This is a genomic window from Pseudomonas sp. S06B 330, from assembly GCF_002845275.2.
In the GTDB taxonomy this organism is placed as follows: Bacteria; Pseudomonadota; Gammaproteobacteria; order Pseudomonadales; family Pseudomonadaceae; genus Aquipseudomonas.
This window is the reverse complement of the sequence record NZ_CP088149.1, coordinates 2,696,804-2,713,373: the sequence shown is the minus strand read 5'-3', so window position 1 is coordinate 2,713,373 and position 16,570 is coordinate 2,696,804. Positions and strand designations below refer to the sequence as shown.

Genomic DNA, 16,570 nt, shown 5'->3' with positions numbered 1-16,570 from the left:
CGTGTTCAGAGGTTTTCGTAGCGGTTCATGTCCAGTACGCCCGCCTCTACCGTATCGGTCTCTTTGATGTAGGTGCTGAGGTCGTGGAAGTACTGCCAGAACTGCGGATGGCTGCGACGTACGCCCCAACGCATGACCACGCGCTCGAACTTGGCGGTGTCATCACGGGCCGCTTCCAGGTCTTCGACGAACTCCGGCACATCGCTGGCCGGCACGTTGAACATGAAGTTGGGATAGCTGCTCAGCACGCCGGGGTACAGGGTCAGGGTGTCCAGGCCCGGCTGGTAGCGATAGGCCTCACCGAGCATGAACGCGACGTTGCTGTGCGCACGGTTGCGCAGCAGGCTGTAGACCTGACGTTGGCCGCCCTGCCCCTCGATACGCAGCAGGGTTGCTTCGGGCAGTTGGTTGATCACCTTGAGCCCTGCCGCCGGGCGCGAGACCAAGCGGCTCAGGGTTTGCTCAACGTCACGGAACGCCTGATTCATTTGCGCACGCGAACAGTAGGCGCCTTGGCAACGGTTGATCGGGTCGGGGGCAGCATTGAGGCTACCGGTACGCTGAATCAACTTGAGGCCGAAGTCGCGTTTGGGATCCCGGACATCGAGCTTCAGGGCGCTAGGGGTATCGGTGTCGATGTCCTCGTAGTCCATCCACATCTTCACTTTGCCGCTGTTCTGGTACCAGTCGCTGAGGATTGCGCCGCGCTGCTCAGCTGGCATCAGGCGCAGGAAGTTGACCTCGGCACCGTTACGGATCAGGTCGAAGTACAAGCGTGTCTGTGCCTGGTGCGAGACGTTGCCGTACACATCGAAGTTGACCGCAAGCTGGTAGTAGGTGCGTTCGAACAGCGGGTAGTCGAACAGCCACATCGTCTTCGGTACATCGCCGATCAGGCCCTTGGTCACCGAGGCGCTGTCGAAGTGACGGAAAATGGTCAACAAGGCATTGTCGTTGCCAGCCCAGAGGGTCGACCAGCTCGGCGCAGGCTGGTCGGCGTACGCCTCGCGGCGCAGGTTTTCGTATTCGTTGCGCTTGTCGCGGTAGGCATGCCACAGCGACAGGATGCTGCCGACGTCGTCGATCTGTCCGGGCATGGCCAACAGTGGCGTGGCCTGACCGCGGTACTCGGCATCGGTCAGGTAGCGGTCGTGGATCGGTTCCTGGAACAGCGCCCAGAAGTGGTCACGAATCACGTCGGTGGCGATCTGGCCACGGCATACCGGGCCGCGAATGAAGGTCCGGACAAAGTACTCGGCGTTATCCAGCATGAACTGGTAACGGGCCACGGCAGGGATTGCTTCGAAGGTTTCGAAGGGGTTGGCGCGGTGGCGCGGGCCGTAGCCCGGGAGCGCCTTGGCGTGCCAGTCACCACTGTAGAACAGCTGCTTGACGCGTTTGAGCTTGTTCGGCCCCATCGGGTAGGTGATGTGGGTTTTATGCACGATCACGCCCTGCACCGGCATCAAGCGATAATAGAAGTCGGTGCCCGGCGGATCGTTCGGCCGACGCGTAGCGATCAGGTCAATGGCTTGGCCACTTGGCGTACGCGAACGCACCCACTGGAAGAAATGTCCCTGTTCACCGCCGACAAAATAAACATGGGCAAGAAACAGGTGCTCGTACAACCAGCGGCCGACCAGCGCCTCGGTCGAGCCGGGACGGTTCAGCAGTGCTTCCCAGTCGGCGATCTGCGCCGCCTCGGTGGCGTTGGGCCGGATCGGCTCGTGCTCTACCGGCGCACCTGCTGCCAGCCAGCGTTGCAGGGTCTGATACTGAGCATCGGTCAAGCCCGTGACAGCCAGGGGCATGCCCTCTTTGGGATGGGCACCGGCATAGGCGTCAAATTCGCCAGGCTGGGGGCACATGTTGTTGCGGTTAAGGCCCAGAACGATCTCTTCAGGCAACTTGGCATTGGGCGTCAACGGCGTCTTGTGACCCAGTTCGAGCATCCTTGCCATCAGTGCAGCCTGACTGCCCTGGTTGTCGAGCACCGAGTAAAAGCCCTTGCGCTGCCAGGCTTCAGTGCTGTCTGCGTCATAGAACAACCGGGTCGGGGCTACAGCGGCGCTGCGATCGCCTTGATACACCGGCACCTTGGAGGCGCCGCGCGAAGCACCCTCGGCACTGCCAAGGTTCAGCTGGCAGGCAGCATCGTTGCAGGCGTGGCAGGCCACGCATTTCTCGGTGAAGATCGGTTGGATGTCCCGGGTATATGAAATAGCCGAGCTCGATTGTGGGGCTTGCCCCAACGCCACGCCACTGATGAGCAGAGCGAAAGCGCCGGCAAGTAAACGATGCACCATGTGCCGAATGTCCTGGGTATTGAAAGCTTCACGATTCTACCGGTGCTGGCGGCGTGCCAACATGAATGAAATTCATGTAAATCTTCAACACGTCTAAAAACCGCGCAGCTTTGTTATTATTCCGCAACTTTTGTTTTCGCCCGACCAGGTAGTCCTATGTCTGACCGCAGCGCTCGTTTCCAAGCACTTCAGCAAGCACTCAAAGAGCGCATTCTGATTCTCGATGGCGGCATGGGTACTATGATCCAAAGCTACCGCCTCGAGGAACACGACTATCGTGGCACGCGCTTTGCCGATTGGCCAAGCGATGTCAAAGGCAACAACGACCTGTTGCTGCTCTCGCGCCCAGATGTCATTGCCGCTATCGAAAAAGCGTATCTTGACGCTGGCGCCGATATTCTCGAAACCAACACCTTCAACGCCACGCAGATTTCCCAGGCCGACTACGGTATGGAGTCGCTGGCCTATGAGCTGAACCTCGAAGGTGCCCGCATCGCCCGTCAGGTGGCCGATGCCAAGACCCTGGAAACCCCCGACAAGCCGCGCTTTGTCGCCGGCGTGCTCGGCCCGACCAGTCGCACCTGCTCGATCTCCCCCGACGTCAACGACCCCGGCTATCGCAACGTCACCTTCGATCTGCTGGTAGAAAACTACCTAGAGGCCACGCGCGGCCTGATCGCAGGCGGCGCTGACCTGATCCTGATCGAGACCATCTTCGACACCCTTAACGCCAAGGCGGCAATCTTCGCCGTGCAGCAGGTGTTCGAAGAAGACGGTGTGGAATTGCCGATCATGATTTCCGGCACCATCACCGACGCCTCCGGCCGTACCCTTTCCGGGCAGACCACTGAAGCGTTCTGGAACTCGGTACGTCATGCCAACCCGATCTCGGTGGGCCTGAACTGCGCCCTCGGTGCCAAGGACCTGCGCCCGTACCTGGAAGAGCTGTCGAGCAAAGCCGGCACTCACGTGTCGGCGCACCCCAACGCCGGCCTGCCGAACGCTTTCGGTGAATACGACGAAACCCCGGCCGAGATGGCGGTGGTGGTCGAAGAGTTCGCCGCCAGCGGGTTTCTCAACATCATCGGCGGTTGCTGCGGCACCACCCCTGGGCATATCCAGGCGATTGCCGAAGCTGTCAGTAAGTACTCGCCACGGGTGATCCCGGACATTCCCAAGGCCTGTCGCCTGTCGGGCCTGGAGCCGTTCACCATCGACCGCAACTCGCTGTTCGTCAACGTCGGCGAGCGCACCAACATCACCGGTTCCGCCAAGTTCGCCCGGCTGATTCGTGAAGAGAACTACACCGAAGCCCTGGAAGTGGCCCTGCAGCAAGTCGAAGCCGGTGCCCAGGTGATCGACATCAACATGGACGAAGGGATGCTCGATTCCCAGGCGGCCATGGTCAAGTTCCTCAACCTGATTGCCGGTGAGCCGGACATCTCCCGTGTGCCGATCATGATCGACTCTTCCAAGTGGGAAGTGATCGAGGCGGGCCTCAAATGCATTCAGGGCAAGGGCATCGTCAACTCGATCTCGATGAAGGAAGGCGTCGACGCCTTCAAGCATCACGCCAAACTGTGCAAGCGCTACGGCGCTGCGGTGGTGGTGATGGCCTTCGACGAAGTCGGCCAGGCCGATACCGCTGCCCGCAAGCGCGAAATCTGCCAGCGCAGTTACGATATTCTGGTCAATGAGGTGGGCTTCCCGCCGGAAGACATCATCTTCGACCCGAATATCTTCGCCGTCGCCACCGGCATCGAAGAGCACAACAACTATGCTGTCGATTTCATTGAGGCTTGTGCTTACATTCGCGATCACCTGCCTTATGCGCTGACCTCAGGCGGGGTGTCCAACGTCTCGTTCTCGTTCCGCGGCAACAACCCGGTGCGCGAGGCGATTCACTCGGTGTTCCTCTACCACGCGATCCAGAATGGCCTGACCATGGGTATCGTCAACGCCGGGCAGCTGGAGATCTATGACGAGATCCCGGCAGTACTGCGCGAGAAGGTCGAGGACGTGGTGCTCAACCGTACCCCGGAGGGCACCGATGCCCTGCTGGCGATTGCCGACGACTACAAGGGCGGCGGCGCGGTCAAGGAAGTCGAGAACGAAGAATGGCGTTCGCTGCCGGTCGGCAAGCGCCTGGAGCATGCCCTGGTCAAGGGCATCACTGCCTTTATCGTCGAAGACACCGAAGAGTGCCGCCAGCAATGCGCGCGGCCGATCGAAGTCATCGAAGGCCCGCTGATGAGCGGCATGAACGTGGTCGGCGACCTGTTCGGCGCCGGCAAGATGTTCCTGCCACAGGTAGTGAAGTCGGCGCGGGTAATGAAGCAGGCCGTTGCTCACCTGATCCCCTTCATCGAAGCCGAGAAAGGCGACAAGCCTGAAGCCAAAGGCAAGATCCTCATGGCCACGGTTAAGGGTGACGTGCATGACATCGGCAAGAACATTGTCGGCGTGGTACTGGGCTGCAACGGTTATGACATCGTCGACCTCGGTGTGATGGTCCCGGCCGAGAAGATCCTGCAGACCGCCCGCGAACAGAAGTGCGACATCATCGGCCTGTCCGGCTTGATCACTCCGTCGCTGGACGAAATGGTCCACGTCGCCCGCGAGATGCAGCGCCAGGACTTCCACCTGCCGCTGATGATCGGTGGCGCAACCACCTCCAAGGCGCATACCGCGGTAAAGATCGAGCCCAAGTACAGCAACGACGCAGTGGTCTATGTCACTGACGCCTCGCGCGCGGTGGGTGTTGCCACCCAGCTGCTGTCCAAGGAACTCAAGCCGGGCTTTGTCGAGAAGACCCGCCTGGACTACATCGACGTGCGCGAGCGTACCGCCAACCGCAGTGCCCGCACCGAACGCCTGAGCTATGAACAGTCGATTGCCGCCAAGCCCAAGTACGATTGGGCAGGCTACCAGCCGGTGCAACCGACTTTCACCGGCGTCAAGGTGCTGGAAAACATCGACCTCAAGGTGCTGGCCGAGTACATCGACTGGACGCCGTTCTTCATCTCCTGGGACCTGGCCGGCAAATACCCGCGCATCCTCACGGACGAAGTGGTGGGCGAAGCCGCCACCGCACTGTTCAAGGATGCCCAGGAAATGCTCGCCAAGCTGATCGACGAGAAGCTGATCAGCGCCCGCGCAGTGTTCGGCTTCTGGCCGGCCAACCAGATCAATCATGACGATATCGAAGTCTACGGCGCAGACGGTCAGGCATTGGCGCACCTGCACCACCTGCGCCAGCAGACGATCAAGCCGGACAGCAAGCCGAACTTCTCTCTGGCCGACTTCGTTGCGCCAAAAGAAACCGGCATTACCGACTATGTCGGCGGCTTCATCACCACCGCCGGCATCGGCGCCGAAGAAGTGGCCAAGGCCTATCAGGACAACGGCGACGACTACAACTCGATCATGGTCAAGGCCCTGGCCGACCGTCTGGCCGAGGCCTGCGCCGAATGGCTGCACGAACAGGTGCGTAAAGACTATTGGGGTTACGCCAAGGACGAGCACCTGGATAACGAAGCGCTGATCAAAGAGCAGTATTGCGGTATCCGCCCTGCCCCGGGCTACCCGGCGTGCCCGGACCATACCGAGAAAGAAACCCTGTTCCGCCTGCTCGATGGCACGGCGATTGGCGAGACTGGCCCAAGCGGTGTGTTCCTCACCGAGCACTTCGCCATGTTCCCGGCGGCAGCGGTCAGCGGCTGGTACTTCGCGCATCCGCAGGCGCAGTACTTTGCGGTGGGTAAGGTCGACAAGGATCAGGTGCAGAGCTATACGGCGCGTAAAGGCCAGGACTTGAGCGTCAGTGAGCGCTGGTTGGCGCCTAACCTTGGCTATGACAACTAAACCGCGGTGACGCCATCGCTGGCAAGGCCAGCTCCCACAGAGTCCGGTGCATGCACAACGGGTGGGAGTCGGCCTTGCCGGCGATGGGGCCAGCACGGTCTACACTTGTGGGGATGCCTATACCCAGGAGCCCCTCATGGACGAACCAGCCCAAGGTAAACCACCCACCTTCTGGCAAATGCTGCAAAGCATTCTGGCAGCAGCGTTCGGGGTGCAGACCGGCAAGAATCGCGCGCGCGACTTCAATCACGGCAAGGCCAGTCACTTTATCGCGCTGGGCACCGTGTTCACCTTGATCTTCATTTTGGCGCTGATCGGGCTGGTGCAACTGGCCATGCACCTGACTGCCCGCTGAAAAACAATCCGCCCGCAGATGTCCATTCTGCGGGCGGTTCATGATTACCCATCGCGTGATGTCACTGGTGGCTGACCCAATACACGGCAGTCACAACCACCAGGATGATCAGACAGAGTATCGCCCAGGCGTCGACACGGCTGTCACTCTTACCCGCTTTGGTCGAATTTTCCATTGCATCGCCTCTTGTAGTGATTATGGGAATGCATGTCACCCGTAGCAGTTAAGTTCAGCAATGCCCTTTGCTCAAGCAGGGACTTTTCAATAGTTGACCGGTTCGCTCAGAAAGGGATAGCGGTAATCGGTGGGACGCCCCTGAGCACTGAAGCGATTGAAATCCAGACCATAGTCGGCTTGATTCTGTAGGTTCAGCCAGCGCCGGGCACGCTGCGGATCAATCAGCTGCAACACCGGGACCACATGGGTGCGCTGTCCGTCGCGGTCAATTGGCAGGTTCAGCGCATCATCGTGCAGTAACACCATCGTCCATCCCCCCAAGGAAAAGTGTCCGCCCATCAGCACGCTCAGGCGCCCGTCGATGCGCGCCTGTAGCGCTTGTGGCGAACTGTTGACGGCACTGAACAGCACATCCTTGCCCGGTGTGCGCCCTGCCTCGATAAACGCCTGCATGGCGCCAAAGGCCATTTCATCGTTGGCCGACCAGACCAATTCGATATTCGGGTAGCGCTTGACCAGTTGCTGCGCCTGCTCATAGGCGCGCGCTTGCGTCCAACCGCCATACACTACCTGGCGCAAGCGTACCTCTGGGTGTTCAGCCAGGGCCCGACGCATGCCCTGCTCCCGCAACTGCGCAGCCGGGGTGGTCTTGAGGCCGGAAAAGGCGAGCATTTCAATTGGCCGGGTGTTTGTGCTGTTTTTATGCAAGGCAAGCAACGCCTTGAGCATTTGGTAGCCGGCCTGTTCATCGTTGCCGACCAGGGTGCCGAGCACCGGCGGATACTTGTCTGGGTGCTCTTCAATCAACTCGGTCTGGTCCTCGGTCAAGCCGTTATTGACCACGAACAGCTTGACCCCAGTGCCGCGCGACAGGCGGATGATCTCCGGGGCAACGTACTGCTCGTTGACCAACACCAGGTAGTCGGGCCGCTGCGGGCTTTGCAGCACCTCTCGCGCCTGGGTCAGGGCCAGTTCAGGGCGCCGCTCGCTGTATTCGATACGCAAGTCCATCCCCAGGTCCTTGGCAGCGGCCTGCATGAACTGTGAATAGCTGACCCAGAACGTTTCGTTGGAATAGCCCGGATTGAGAAACACCACCGACGCAGCCTGCGCGCTGGCAGCCAGTGGCAGACTCAGCCATAGGCTTTGGCACAAGGCCTTGAGCATGGGGATTCAACTCCTGCTATTCAAACCGTTAATTATAAACACCGCAGAGGGTCAAACGGCCAAATGGCATTCAGTCTCACTTAGTCCAAATGGTTCTTTTCATATGCAAAAACATCACTTTTGCGCATAACCGCAAACTGCTATCTTTCCATCCGCTCCGCTTTGGGAGAGCGCGGCCGTGCGCGCGATTAGCTGCAAGCAGCTTGAGAACAGGACCCCTATGTACGTATACGACGAGTACGATCAGCGGATCATCGAGGACCGCGTCAAGCAGTTCCGTGATCAGACCCGCCGCTACCTGGCCGGTGAGCTGAGCGAAGAAGAGTTCCGCCCCCTGCGCCTACAAAATGGCCTCTATATTCAACGTTTTGCCCCGATGTTGCGGGTCGCTGTGCCCTATGGCCAGCTGACTTCGCGTCAGACGCGGATGCTGGCGAGGATCGCGCGCGACTACGACAAGGGCTATGCCCACATCAGTACCCGGCAGAACGTGCAATACAACTGGCCGGCGCTGGAAGACATCCCTGAGATCCTGGCCGAGCTGGCCACCGTGCAGATGCACGCGATTCAGACCAGCGGCAACTGCCTGCGCAACGTCACCACCGACCAGTTCGCCGGTGTCGCTGCCGATGAGGTGATCGATCCACGCCCATGGTGCGAAATCGTTCGTCAGTGGACCACCTTCCACCCCGAATTCGCCTACCTGCCGCGCAAGTTCAAGATCGCCATCAACGGGGCCAACAGCGACCGTGCTGCCATCGAAGTACACGACATTGGCCTGGAGCCGGTGTACAACGCCGCCGGCGAGTTGGGCTTCCGCGTGCTGGTCGGTGGTGGCCTGGGCCGTACCCCGGTCGTTGGTGCGTTTATCAATGAGTTCTTGCCCTGGCAGGACCTGCTCAGCTACCTCGATGCGATCCTGCGGGTGTACAACCGCTATGGCCGTCGTGACAACAAGTACAAGGCGCGGATCAAGATTCTGGTCAAGGCGCTCACCCCGGAAGTCTTCGCCGAGAAAGTTGAAGCCGAAATGGCCCACTTGCGCGGCGGCAGCACCACGCTGACCGAAGCCGAGCTGCACCGTGTGGCCAAGCACTTTGTCGACCCGGACTACAAGCAGCTGGATAACCTCGATTTCAGCGAGCTTGAACAACAGCACCCAGGCTTTGCCCGCTGGCGCACCCGCAACGTCCTGGCGCACAAGAAGCCCGGTTACGTTGCCGTGACCCTGTCGCTCAAGCCTACCGGTGTCGCCCCAGGCGACCTGACCGACAAACAGCTCGATGCCGTCGCCGACCTTGCCGAGCGTTACAGCTTCGGTCAGCTGCGCACCTCCCACGAGCAGAACATCATTCTTGCCGATGTCGAGCAGAGCCAACTGCACGCCCTGTGGCTGGAGCTACGTGAAAACGGATTCGCCACGCCGAACATCGGTCTGCTGACCGACATCATCTGCTGCCCAGGCGGCGATTTCTGTTCGCTGGCCAACGCCAAGTCGATCCCGATTGCCGAATCCATCCAGCGCCGTTTCGACAACCTGGATTACTTGTTCGACATCGGCGAACTGGACCTGAACATCTCCGGCTGCATGAACGCCTGTGGTCACCACCACGTCGGTCACATCGGCATTCTCGGGGTGGACAAGAAAGGCGAAGAGTTCTACCAGGTGTCCCTCGGTGGCAGCGCCAGCCGTGACGCCAGCCTGGGCAAGATCCTCGGTCCGTCCTTTGCCCAGGACGACATGCCGGATGTGATCGAGAAGCTGATCAATGTCTACGTTGAACAACGTACCGAAGACGAGCGCTTCATCGACACCTACCAACGTATTGGCATCGACCCCTTCAAGGAGCGCGTCTATGCAGCGAATCATTAAGCACAACGAAATCGTCGACGAAACCTGGCACCTGTTGCCCAAGGACGTCACGCTGGACGAACTGACCAATTGCGACGACTACATCGTGCCGTTGCAGCTGTGGCGCGATCACGGCCACGCCCTCAAGGCCCGCGATGGCGGCCTGGGTGTGTGGCTGGATGCCGACGAAGAAGCCGAGGAAATCGGTGAAGACGTCGCCAGCTTCCAGGTTATCGCCCTGAACTTCCCAGCCTTCACCGACGGGCGCAACTACTCCAATGCGCGCCTGCTGCGTGATCGTTACAAGTTCACCGGCGAACTGCGTGCCATTGGCGATGTACTGCGTGATCAGCTCTTCTACATGAAGCGCTGTGGCTTCGACGCCTTCGCCCTGCGCGCCGACAAAGACCCGGTTGAAGCCCTGGATAGTCTCAAGGACTTCTCGGTGACCTACCAGGCGGCAACCGACGAGCCGCAACCGTTGTTCCGTCGTCGCTGAACAACAAAGGCCCCGCTTAGGCGGGGCCTTTGTTATGTGTGCCTCAGGACGCAGCCTCTTGAGCAGCCGTCAACTGTACCAATAGCTGTGTTTCAGCGCTTTTTTGTGCGCCTGCCAGGGCGTCGACCGCTTTTAGATAACCTTGACTGCCGATTTCGAGCCGACGTGGCCTAGCGTCTGGCCCAATGGGCTCCTGATCCAATGCTGTACGCAAGACGTCCGCCACGTCGCTGTTGAGCGCCTCAGGCACTTCGTCAGCACCATTGCAGTAATCCAGGTACTCCAGACCTTCAGCCCAATGCTGCGCAGCGCCTTCGAACTGCGGCGCATAGCGCTGCTTGAGGTAACGCTGCCAGCTGTTTTCACCCACCATCCACGCGTGTCGGTTAGCCACTGTATCTGCCGCCATGACCGCGTTCTTAACACGCTTTATGGTCTTCGGCGTCAGATTGGCCATGCTCCGGTAGAGCATGCCATTGGAAGGTTCCGGGTAGTCCAGGACGCCTGCCAACGCCTGACGCAAGGCCAGCCGAATCTCGATATCATCGACCTTTTCACGACGCAACAGCGCATCGTCGATGTCATCCAGCGGATCCAGAGGGAGCAGTTCAACACTGTCAAGCAACGCGCGACGTCGCACAATGCGCGCCAGTGCCAAGGTATCGGCCAACCGCTGGACTTCATGGCGGCGGAACAGTTGCTTGTACAGCGCCAACAACTCCGCACCGCGGTCACTTGCGGTTGCCTGTGCACTGCGTTGAAACACCAGCACGGCGATTTCCAGGTCGCTGAAGGCATCGGCGCCCGCGTCGCCACACGTGACCGGAAAGGCTTCAGCGATTGCCAACAACTCCTCTCTGAGCGGCGTGTGCTGCGAGGCCAATTCAAGCATTGTCCACACTCGCTTTCGCAGTGCCAGTGCATCACGCTGAAACTCTTGGGATAGCGTCAATCGCTCCAACATCCCAAGCAGTGCGGCATTCTGGCGCGACTCGAACATCGTGCTCCACAGCTCGCGCTGGGCTTGACCGGCCCCCTGCAGCCAGGTGGAACCAGGCTGTGGCGGCCTGGTCGTTTCCGACACAAATGTTGAACCGACTTCATCCAACCGCGCGATACTATCGGCCTCAAGTGGGTTGTAGTGCACGTTCAGCCGCAGCGTGGCATCTGTCTGGGCACGTAAAGCGGCGCCAAAACGTGTACTGGCAATGTCCGGTAGTTGGGTGATCTGATTGCGGCTCAGAATGACCCTGCGCAATTGATTAGGTTCCAGATTCATCAGGGTGGTCAGCCCGTCTGGCCACGCCGTCAAGTGGCACGCTTCCAGGTCCAGATGCTGCAGCTGTACCAGATTGCCGAGCTCGGGCACCTGCCCCAATGGGTTGCCGCTCATCTGCAAACGCTGCAAATGGACAAACCTTGAGAAGGTCTGGGCGCCGGCCTGATCAAGCACCTGCCCGGTATTGCTCAAGTCCAGGTCTTGCAGCGGTAAGCGGGCCAATAACACCAGGCCATTGTTGCTCAGCCCCCGACTATAACGCAGGTTCAGGCGGGTCAGTGCAGGCAACCTGGCCAACGTTTCCACCGCTGTATCAGGGATGCTGCGCATCCGGTTGCTTTGCAACTCCAACGACCGTAGCCGCACCAGCGGCGTCAGTGCATCGAACATGGTGTCACTGTCGGTAAGCCGGGTTTCCCTCACGTCCAGATGGCGCAGTTCAGTCAATGTACTGACCTCAGGCGGAATCACCCCCAGCGGATTGCCTTCCAACGTCAAGCGCTCAAGCCGGGGGAAACAGCGTAAAAATCCGTCGGGCAGCTGCTGCAGATTCATGCGATCGATGTTCAGACTTTGGATATGTTCAAAACGTGCCGACAACACCGGTAGCGACCCGACATCCGGTGCACTCAACACCACCTCGGTCGCCGGTCGACCGCGCACGGGTATGCGACGCCAGGCAATGATCAACTGCGCGCGGACCGTTCGGCGAGAGGCGTGCATGAAGATGTCCGGACGGGCCTCCTCTACCCACTGGTCAAGGGTTTGTTGGAGGCTATCGTGTTCGCCCTGCAGCTTGAATACGGCGTCGCCCAATGTTTGGTTCTCTTCCAGCAAGCGGCGCTTTATGGCTTCAAGCTCTGCTTGCCTCACCTGTGGGAACAGCGCGTTGAGCTGGGCATTGATGGCTCTGTCACCCCCAATGATCCCGCCCAGTGGATAGCCGACACGGCCATCGGCCAAGCGCAAGGGCGAACGAAACCAGGGCTTGATGGGTTGTTGGCCAAGCAGCCTCGCCGCCATGGCTCGGTCTTGCACAGCAAGGGAGCACAACACGGCGTGCAACGATTGCGTTGCCTGGATATCAAGATTCAAAGCCTGCCGCTCACGGTCAGGCAGAGCCTTGAGCAATGAGGCGAGTAATTGCTTGTCCCTACTGAGTTGCAAGCCCGCAGCGTCATAAGCGAGGTACTCGCCGCGCTGACGCACGATCACTTTCAGCTCGCCTTCGGGCTGACCAATTCTGGCAAGCAGACGCCCCGACGCGGAGGTCTCGCGCAGTTCAATCCGAACGGTGTCGCTCCAACCTGCCAACTCGGCTAACAACCCCAGCGTCAGGCGATCGCTGTCAAGGTTTGCCAAAGACGGATGTTGCACGCCCTGCAAGGCCCGGCTCAGCGCAATCTGACGTTGGTAGATCCGGGCCTCTTCGGCCAGGCGCATTGGCACACGGCCGTCGATGGCCTGCAACTGCACGCGCTCATCGGCATTGGCAGCGCCAATGATCTCCTGTGCGACGGCATCGGTCAGCAAGGGGAAATCGCGGATCAGACGTTGTTGTTCAGCACTGCGAGGCGCGCGTCCCTGCTCATACAAAACCTGGTAAATCTCCCCGCGGCGCAGTACCGCACGCTCTGCAATAAGCCGTCGTAATACGGCCAGACGTTGACGCGGCTCGACTGCCAAACCGAACAGGTCGAGGGCTTCAGTGGCGTCCAGGTCCGCCAGCACCCGATCGGCCAGTTGATTGGCGTACAGTTCCCGGACCGATACACGAATGACCCGCCCGCTCGGCCAGCGCTCTGCGCCATAGCGAATGGGCGCTCGGTAAAGGTTGGCTTCGTCATACACCTCAATGACCCGCGCAGGCCATTGCGCCAACTCCAGGCTCAACTCAGGCGCCAAGTCCAGCCCCTCCACGGCGGCCTCACCGCTGCTCAAACTACCGATCAGCCGAGTTACCCGCTGATCGACTTGATAACGACGCAAGGCGTCACTGAGCAATGGTGGCACCGCGAGGTGGTCGACATGCATGCGGCGCAGCACGTCGTCATCAACCCCGCTGACCTGGGCGGCCTGCTCAAGTTCCTGATCCGACAAGCCATCCGCGGCATGGCCAATGCGCCTCAACAGCTGGGTATGCGTCCATTGCAAGGGTTGCTCACCCACTGCCTGCCAGGCACCCTCGCCGTTATGCCTGAGGGCCGGCTGATACGCGTGGGGGTCGTCGGGGTGACGGATCGACCACGTGCCTTCTTCGCCCTGGGACACTTCATAGACCTGCTCGTCGATACGGATACAGGTCGTCTCGTCATTGAAGCGGAAAAGCCCACGGTCATCGGGGGTGATATCTGCCAGGTCGAAATTGCGTGCATAGGGCGCCAGATCAGGTTTCCACAAGCGCTGTTCGCCGCCAGGCAGGGTGACCCGCAACAAGCTGTCCACCTGCTCGCTCGCCTGCATCGGTGCAACACCATGAGCGCTGGCCCCCAGGCCAGCCGCCAAGGCAATATTCAACCCCACCGACTCAAAATGGGCCAACGCTTCCTCACGCTCCCCGGCCTCCCACGCGTGAGCACCGTCGATCACTTCTTTGATCATTTGTGCAGCGCCCACCACCGCCATCACTCCACCCAAGGCAGGTATAAAGAACGCTGCAGCATTGAGCACATTGAAGCCAATGCTCTCCCAGTACGCCAAGCGCTGCTGCCTGGCCGCTTCATCAACCTCGGCACTGGGCACCGCCAGGTAGCGGGCATTGGCCTTGAGCCGCTGCAGGTGCTGGTCTTGCCGATAGCCGAATAATTCGGTTTCGATCTGCATATCACGCATGTGCAGGTTGGCATCAGCGTTGAACGCTCCCACGTACAACGCCTCGTTCACGCGGCTAAAGAAGTGCGCCTGCTCATGCTTGGGCACGTAGTCCCGAAACAACGTCAGGTAAGCAGGGTTTAGCAGGTTTATGCGCAAGTCTTTCTTGAATTCGGCCACCGATGCGTACTCCTTGAGTGGGTACAACGGTGCGCCAGGCAAGTAGGCGATTATGGGCTCCACACGGTCACTGCTGATCCGGTCCGCACTGAACACCAGCACGCCGTCAAGCGGCGTGTCAAACATACTCAGGGACTGATACGTGACCGGCTTACCATGTAGGTGTGGTGCACGCTGACCATTGAGCAGAGCGGTGAGCATGGTATGCGCCGATTCGGTGATCTCACCTTTCATGAACGCCACTTGTGCGGCCAGCCGTAAATGGTCCTTGTCGGCGTTGATGGACAGCGTGCGCACTACGTCAGCAGTCGCGGGGTGTTCAAACACCTCACGCAGGTGGGCCTGGTACTTTCCGCCTACGTCCAGCTCGTGGCACAACGCGGCAAAACGCTCGGGCTCAATCGCCAGCTTTTGAGTGTACCGGTATTGAAAACGCGGGCGTTCGGGATTGGAGTCAGGCGTGAACTCAAAGGTAAAACCACCCTTGGGGGCCAATGCACTCCCTTTCTCAAATCGCGTACCGTCGGCGAAATTCTGCAGGGCAGCCTGCATCAACGTTTGTTGGCGCGGCACAAGTCGCAGCAATGAGCCCAGCAGCTGCGACTCGTAACGAAGCTCCACCAACGTGTCGGTGTTGACGTCGACGGTGTGCTCCAGCGTTCGCAAAAGCCCGCTGTCCTTCAACGCCGCCTTGAGCAGAGGCTCGGCAAACGCGCCCACCCCTTTTAAGTGTTTCAAGGCTGTGGCCAGGGCTTGAGTGGACAGTCGACTACGGTCCTGAAGATCGAGCAGCATTCGCTGTTCATACTCATCTGCCTGATCGAACCAGACAGCGCTACCGGACGGCGCCCACTGTGCCGGACGCTGGATTTCGCGCCAGCGCTTGAGGTCGGCAGGTGTCGCGTGTTTCAGAAAGTCTGGCAGCCGTTCGGCCAGGAAGCGACCATGCAGACCGGGAATAGTGGGAATGTGAGACGTAGACATAAGTGCTTTCCTGTGGGTAATTGGACCCACAGGAAAAGCGATTTAACCACTGTTCAGGTGTTACATATTGCTCAGCGCCACTGGCCGAGTTTGCTCCACAGCCCGAGCAAGGTGTTTTCAATCGAACCGCTGGCCGCCAGCCCTACCCGCTCCTGCAGACTCTTACGCTCGGCATAGTGCAGGTGGTACAGGTTCGATTCACGCGCGCGCTCACCGAGGTACTCATCACTGGTCTTGAGTTCGTCTACCAGTTGCTTGTTCAGCGCCGCAACGCCCAACCAAACCTCGCCCGTGGCGACCTCATCAATGTGTAGCTGCGGGCGATAACGTGAAACGAAATCTTTGAACAGTTGATGGGTGACGTCCAGGTCTTCCTGGAATTTCTCCCGCCCCTTCTCGGTGTTTTCGCCAAACACGGTCACGGTTCGTTTGTACTCACCGGCGGTGAACACCTCAAAATCAACATCGTGCTTCTTCAGCAAGCGGTTGACGTTAGGCAACTGCGCAACCACGCCAATGGAGCCGAGAATGGCAAACGGCGCACTGACAATCTTGTCGCCAATACACGCCATCATGTAACCACCACTGGCGGCAACCTTGTCGATACAAATCGTCAGCGGAATGCCCGCCTGGCGAATACGCGCCAGCTGCGAGGACGCCAACCCATAGCTGTGCACCATCCCACCACCACTCTCAAGACGCAGCACCACTTCATCACGCGGCGTGGCCAGGCTCAGCACAGCCGTGATTTCGTGGCGCAGGCTCTCGGTGGCCGATGCTTTGATATCGCCGTCAAAATCGAGCACAAACACCCGTGATTTATCTTCAGGCGTTTTTTTCTGCTGTTTTTGCGCCTTGGCCTGCTGCTTGCGCAGGGCCTTGAGCTGGGCTTTGTCCAGCAGGCTGCTTTCCAGACGCTCGCGTAAGTCCTTGTAGAACTCATTGAGCTTGTTGACCTGCAACTGCCCACCGGCTTTACGCCGGCCTTTGCCACGCAACCCGGCAATTGCCGAGAGGACAATCAGAATCGCGATCACCAGGGTCGCGGTCTTGGCGAGAAAGCTTGCGTACTCTGCAAGAAACTCCACAGTAACTC

The 16,570-nt window shown here is 59.6% G+C and carries 8 protein-coding genes; 4 read left to right on the top strand and 4 right to left on the bottom strand.

Features of this window, described 5'->3' with window-relative positions:
• Positions 1–5 precede the first annotated feature (5 nt).
• The gene (locus CX511_RS12155; protein ID WP_101293298.1) at positions 6–2,306 is read right to left on the bottom strand and encodes a fatty acid cis/trans isomerase; all 2,301 of its coding nucleotides are present in this window, start codon (positions 2,304–2,306) and stop codon (positions 6–8) included.
• Between the two features lie 156 nt (positions 2,307–2,462).
• On the opposite strand from CX511_RS12155, the gene metH reads away from it, so the two are divergent.
• Together metH and CX511_RS12145 are read left to right on the top strand one after the other, a co-directional pair.
• Positions 2,463–6,170, top strand: a complete 3,708-nt coding sequence (metH, locus tag CX511_RS12150; RefSeq protein ID WP_045179980.1) for a methionine synthase — start codon at positions 2,463–2,465, stop codon at positions 6,168–6,170.
• 136 nt (positions 6,171–6,306) lie between these two features.
• The gene (locus tag CX511_RS12145; RefSeq protein ID WP_045179978.1) at positions 6,307–6,525 is read left to right on the top strand and encodes a DUF2970 domain-containing protein; all 219 of its coding nucleotides are present in this window, start codon (positions 6,307–6,309) and stop codon (positions 6,523–6,525) included.
• Between the two features lie 261 nt (positions 6,526–6,786).
• Here CX511_RS12145 and CX511_RS12140 read toward each other — a convergent pair whose 3' ends face one another.
• Positions 6,787–7,869 (bottom strand): ABC transporter substrate-binding protein, encoded by a 1,083-nt coding sequence (locus CX511_RS12140; protein WP_101293299.1) that lies wholly within the window; start codon positions 7,867–7,869, stop codon positions 6,787–6,789.
• Between the two features lie 220 nt (positions 7,870–8,089).
• Between CX511_RS12140 and CX511_RS12135 the strand changes: the two genes are divergently transcribed.
• Positions 8,090–9,742 carry a nitrite/sulfite reductase gene (locus CX511_RS12135; protein ID WP_101293300.1) on the top strand — a complete coding sequence of 551 codons (1,653 nt, stop codon included), beginning with the start codon at positions 8,090–8,092 and terminating at the stop codon, positions 9,740–9,742.
• Complete coding sequence (locus CX511_RS12130) at positions 9,726–10,220, top strand: DUF934 domain-containing protein (protein WP_101293301.1); 495 nt, start codon at positions 9,726–9,728, stop codon at positions 10,218–10,220. Before CX511_RS12135 ends, CX511_RS12130 begins: the two co-directional genes overlap by 17 nt.
• Before the next feature lie 43 nt (positions 10,221–10,263).
• Here CX511_RS12130 and CX511_RS12125 read toward each other — a convergent pair whose 3' ends face one another.
• Positions 10,264–15,474, bottom strand: coding sequence for an NEL-type E3 ubiquitin ligase domain-containing protein (locus CX511_RS12125; protein ID WP_101293302.1), 5,211 nt, complete (start codon positions 15,472–15,474; stop codon positions 10,264–10,266).
• 71 nt (positions 15,475–15,545) lie between these two features.
• Entirely contained in the window at positions 15,546–16,562 is a 1,017-nt protein-coding gene (sohB, locus tag CX511_RS12120) for a protease SohB (protein WP_045179969.1), read from the bottom strand.
• Positions 16,563–16,570: the final 8 nt, after the last annotated feature.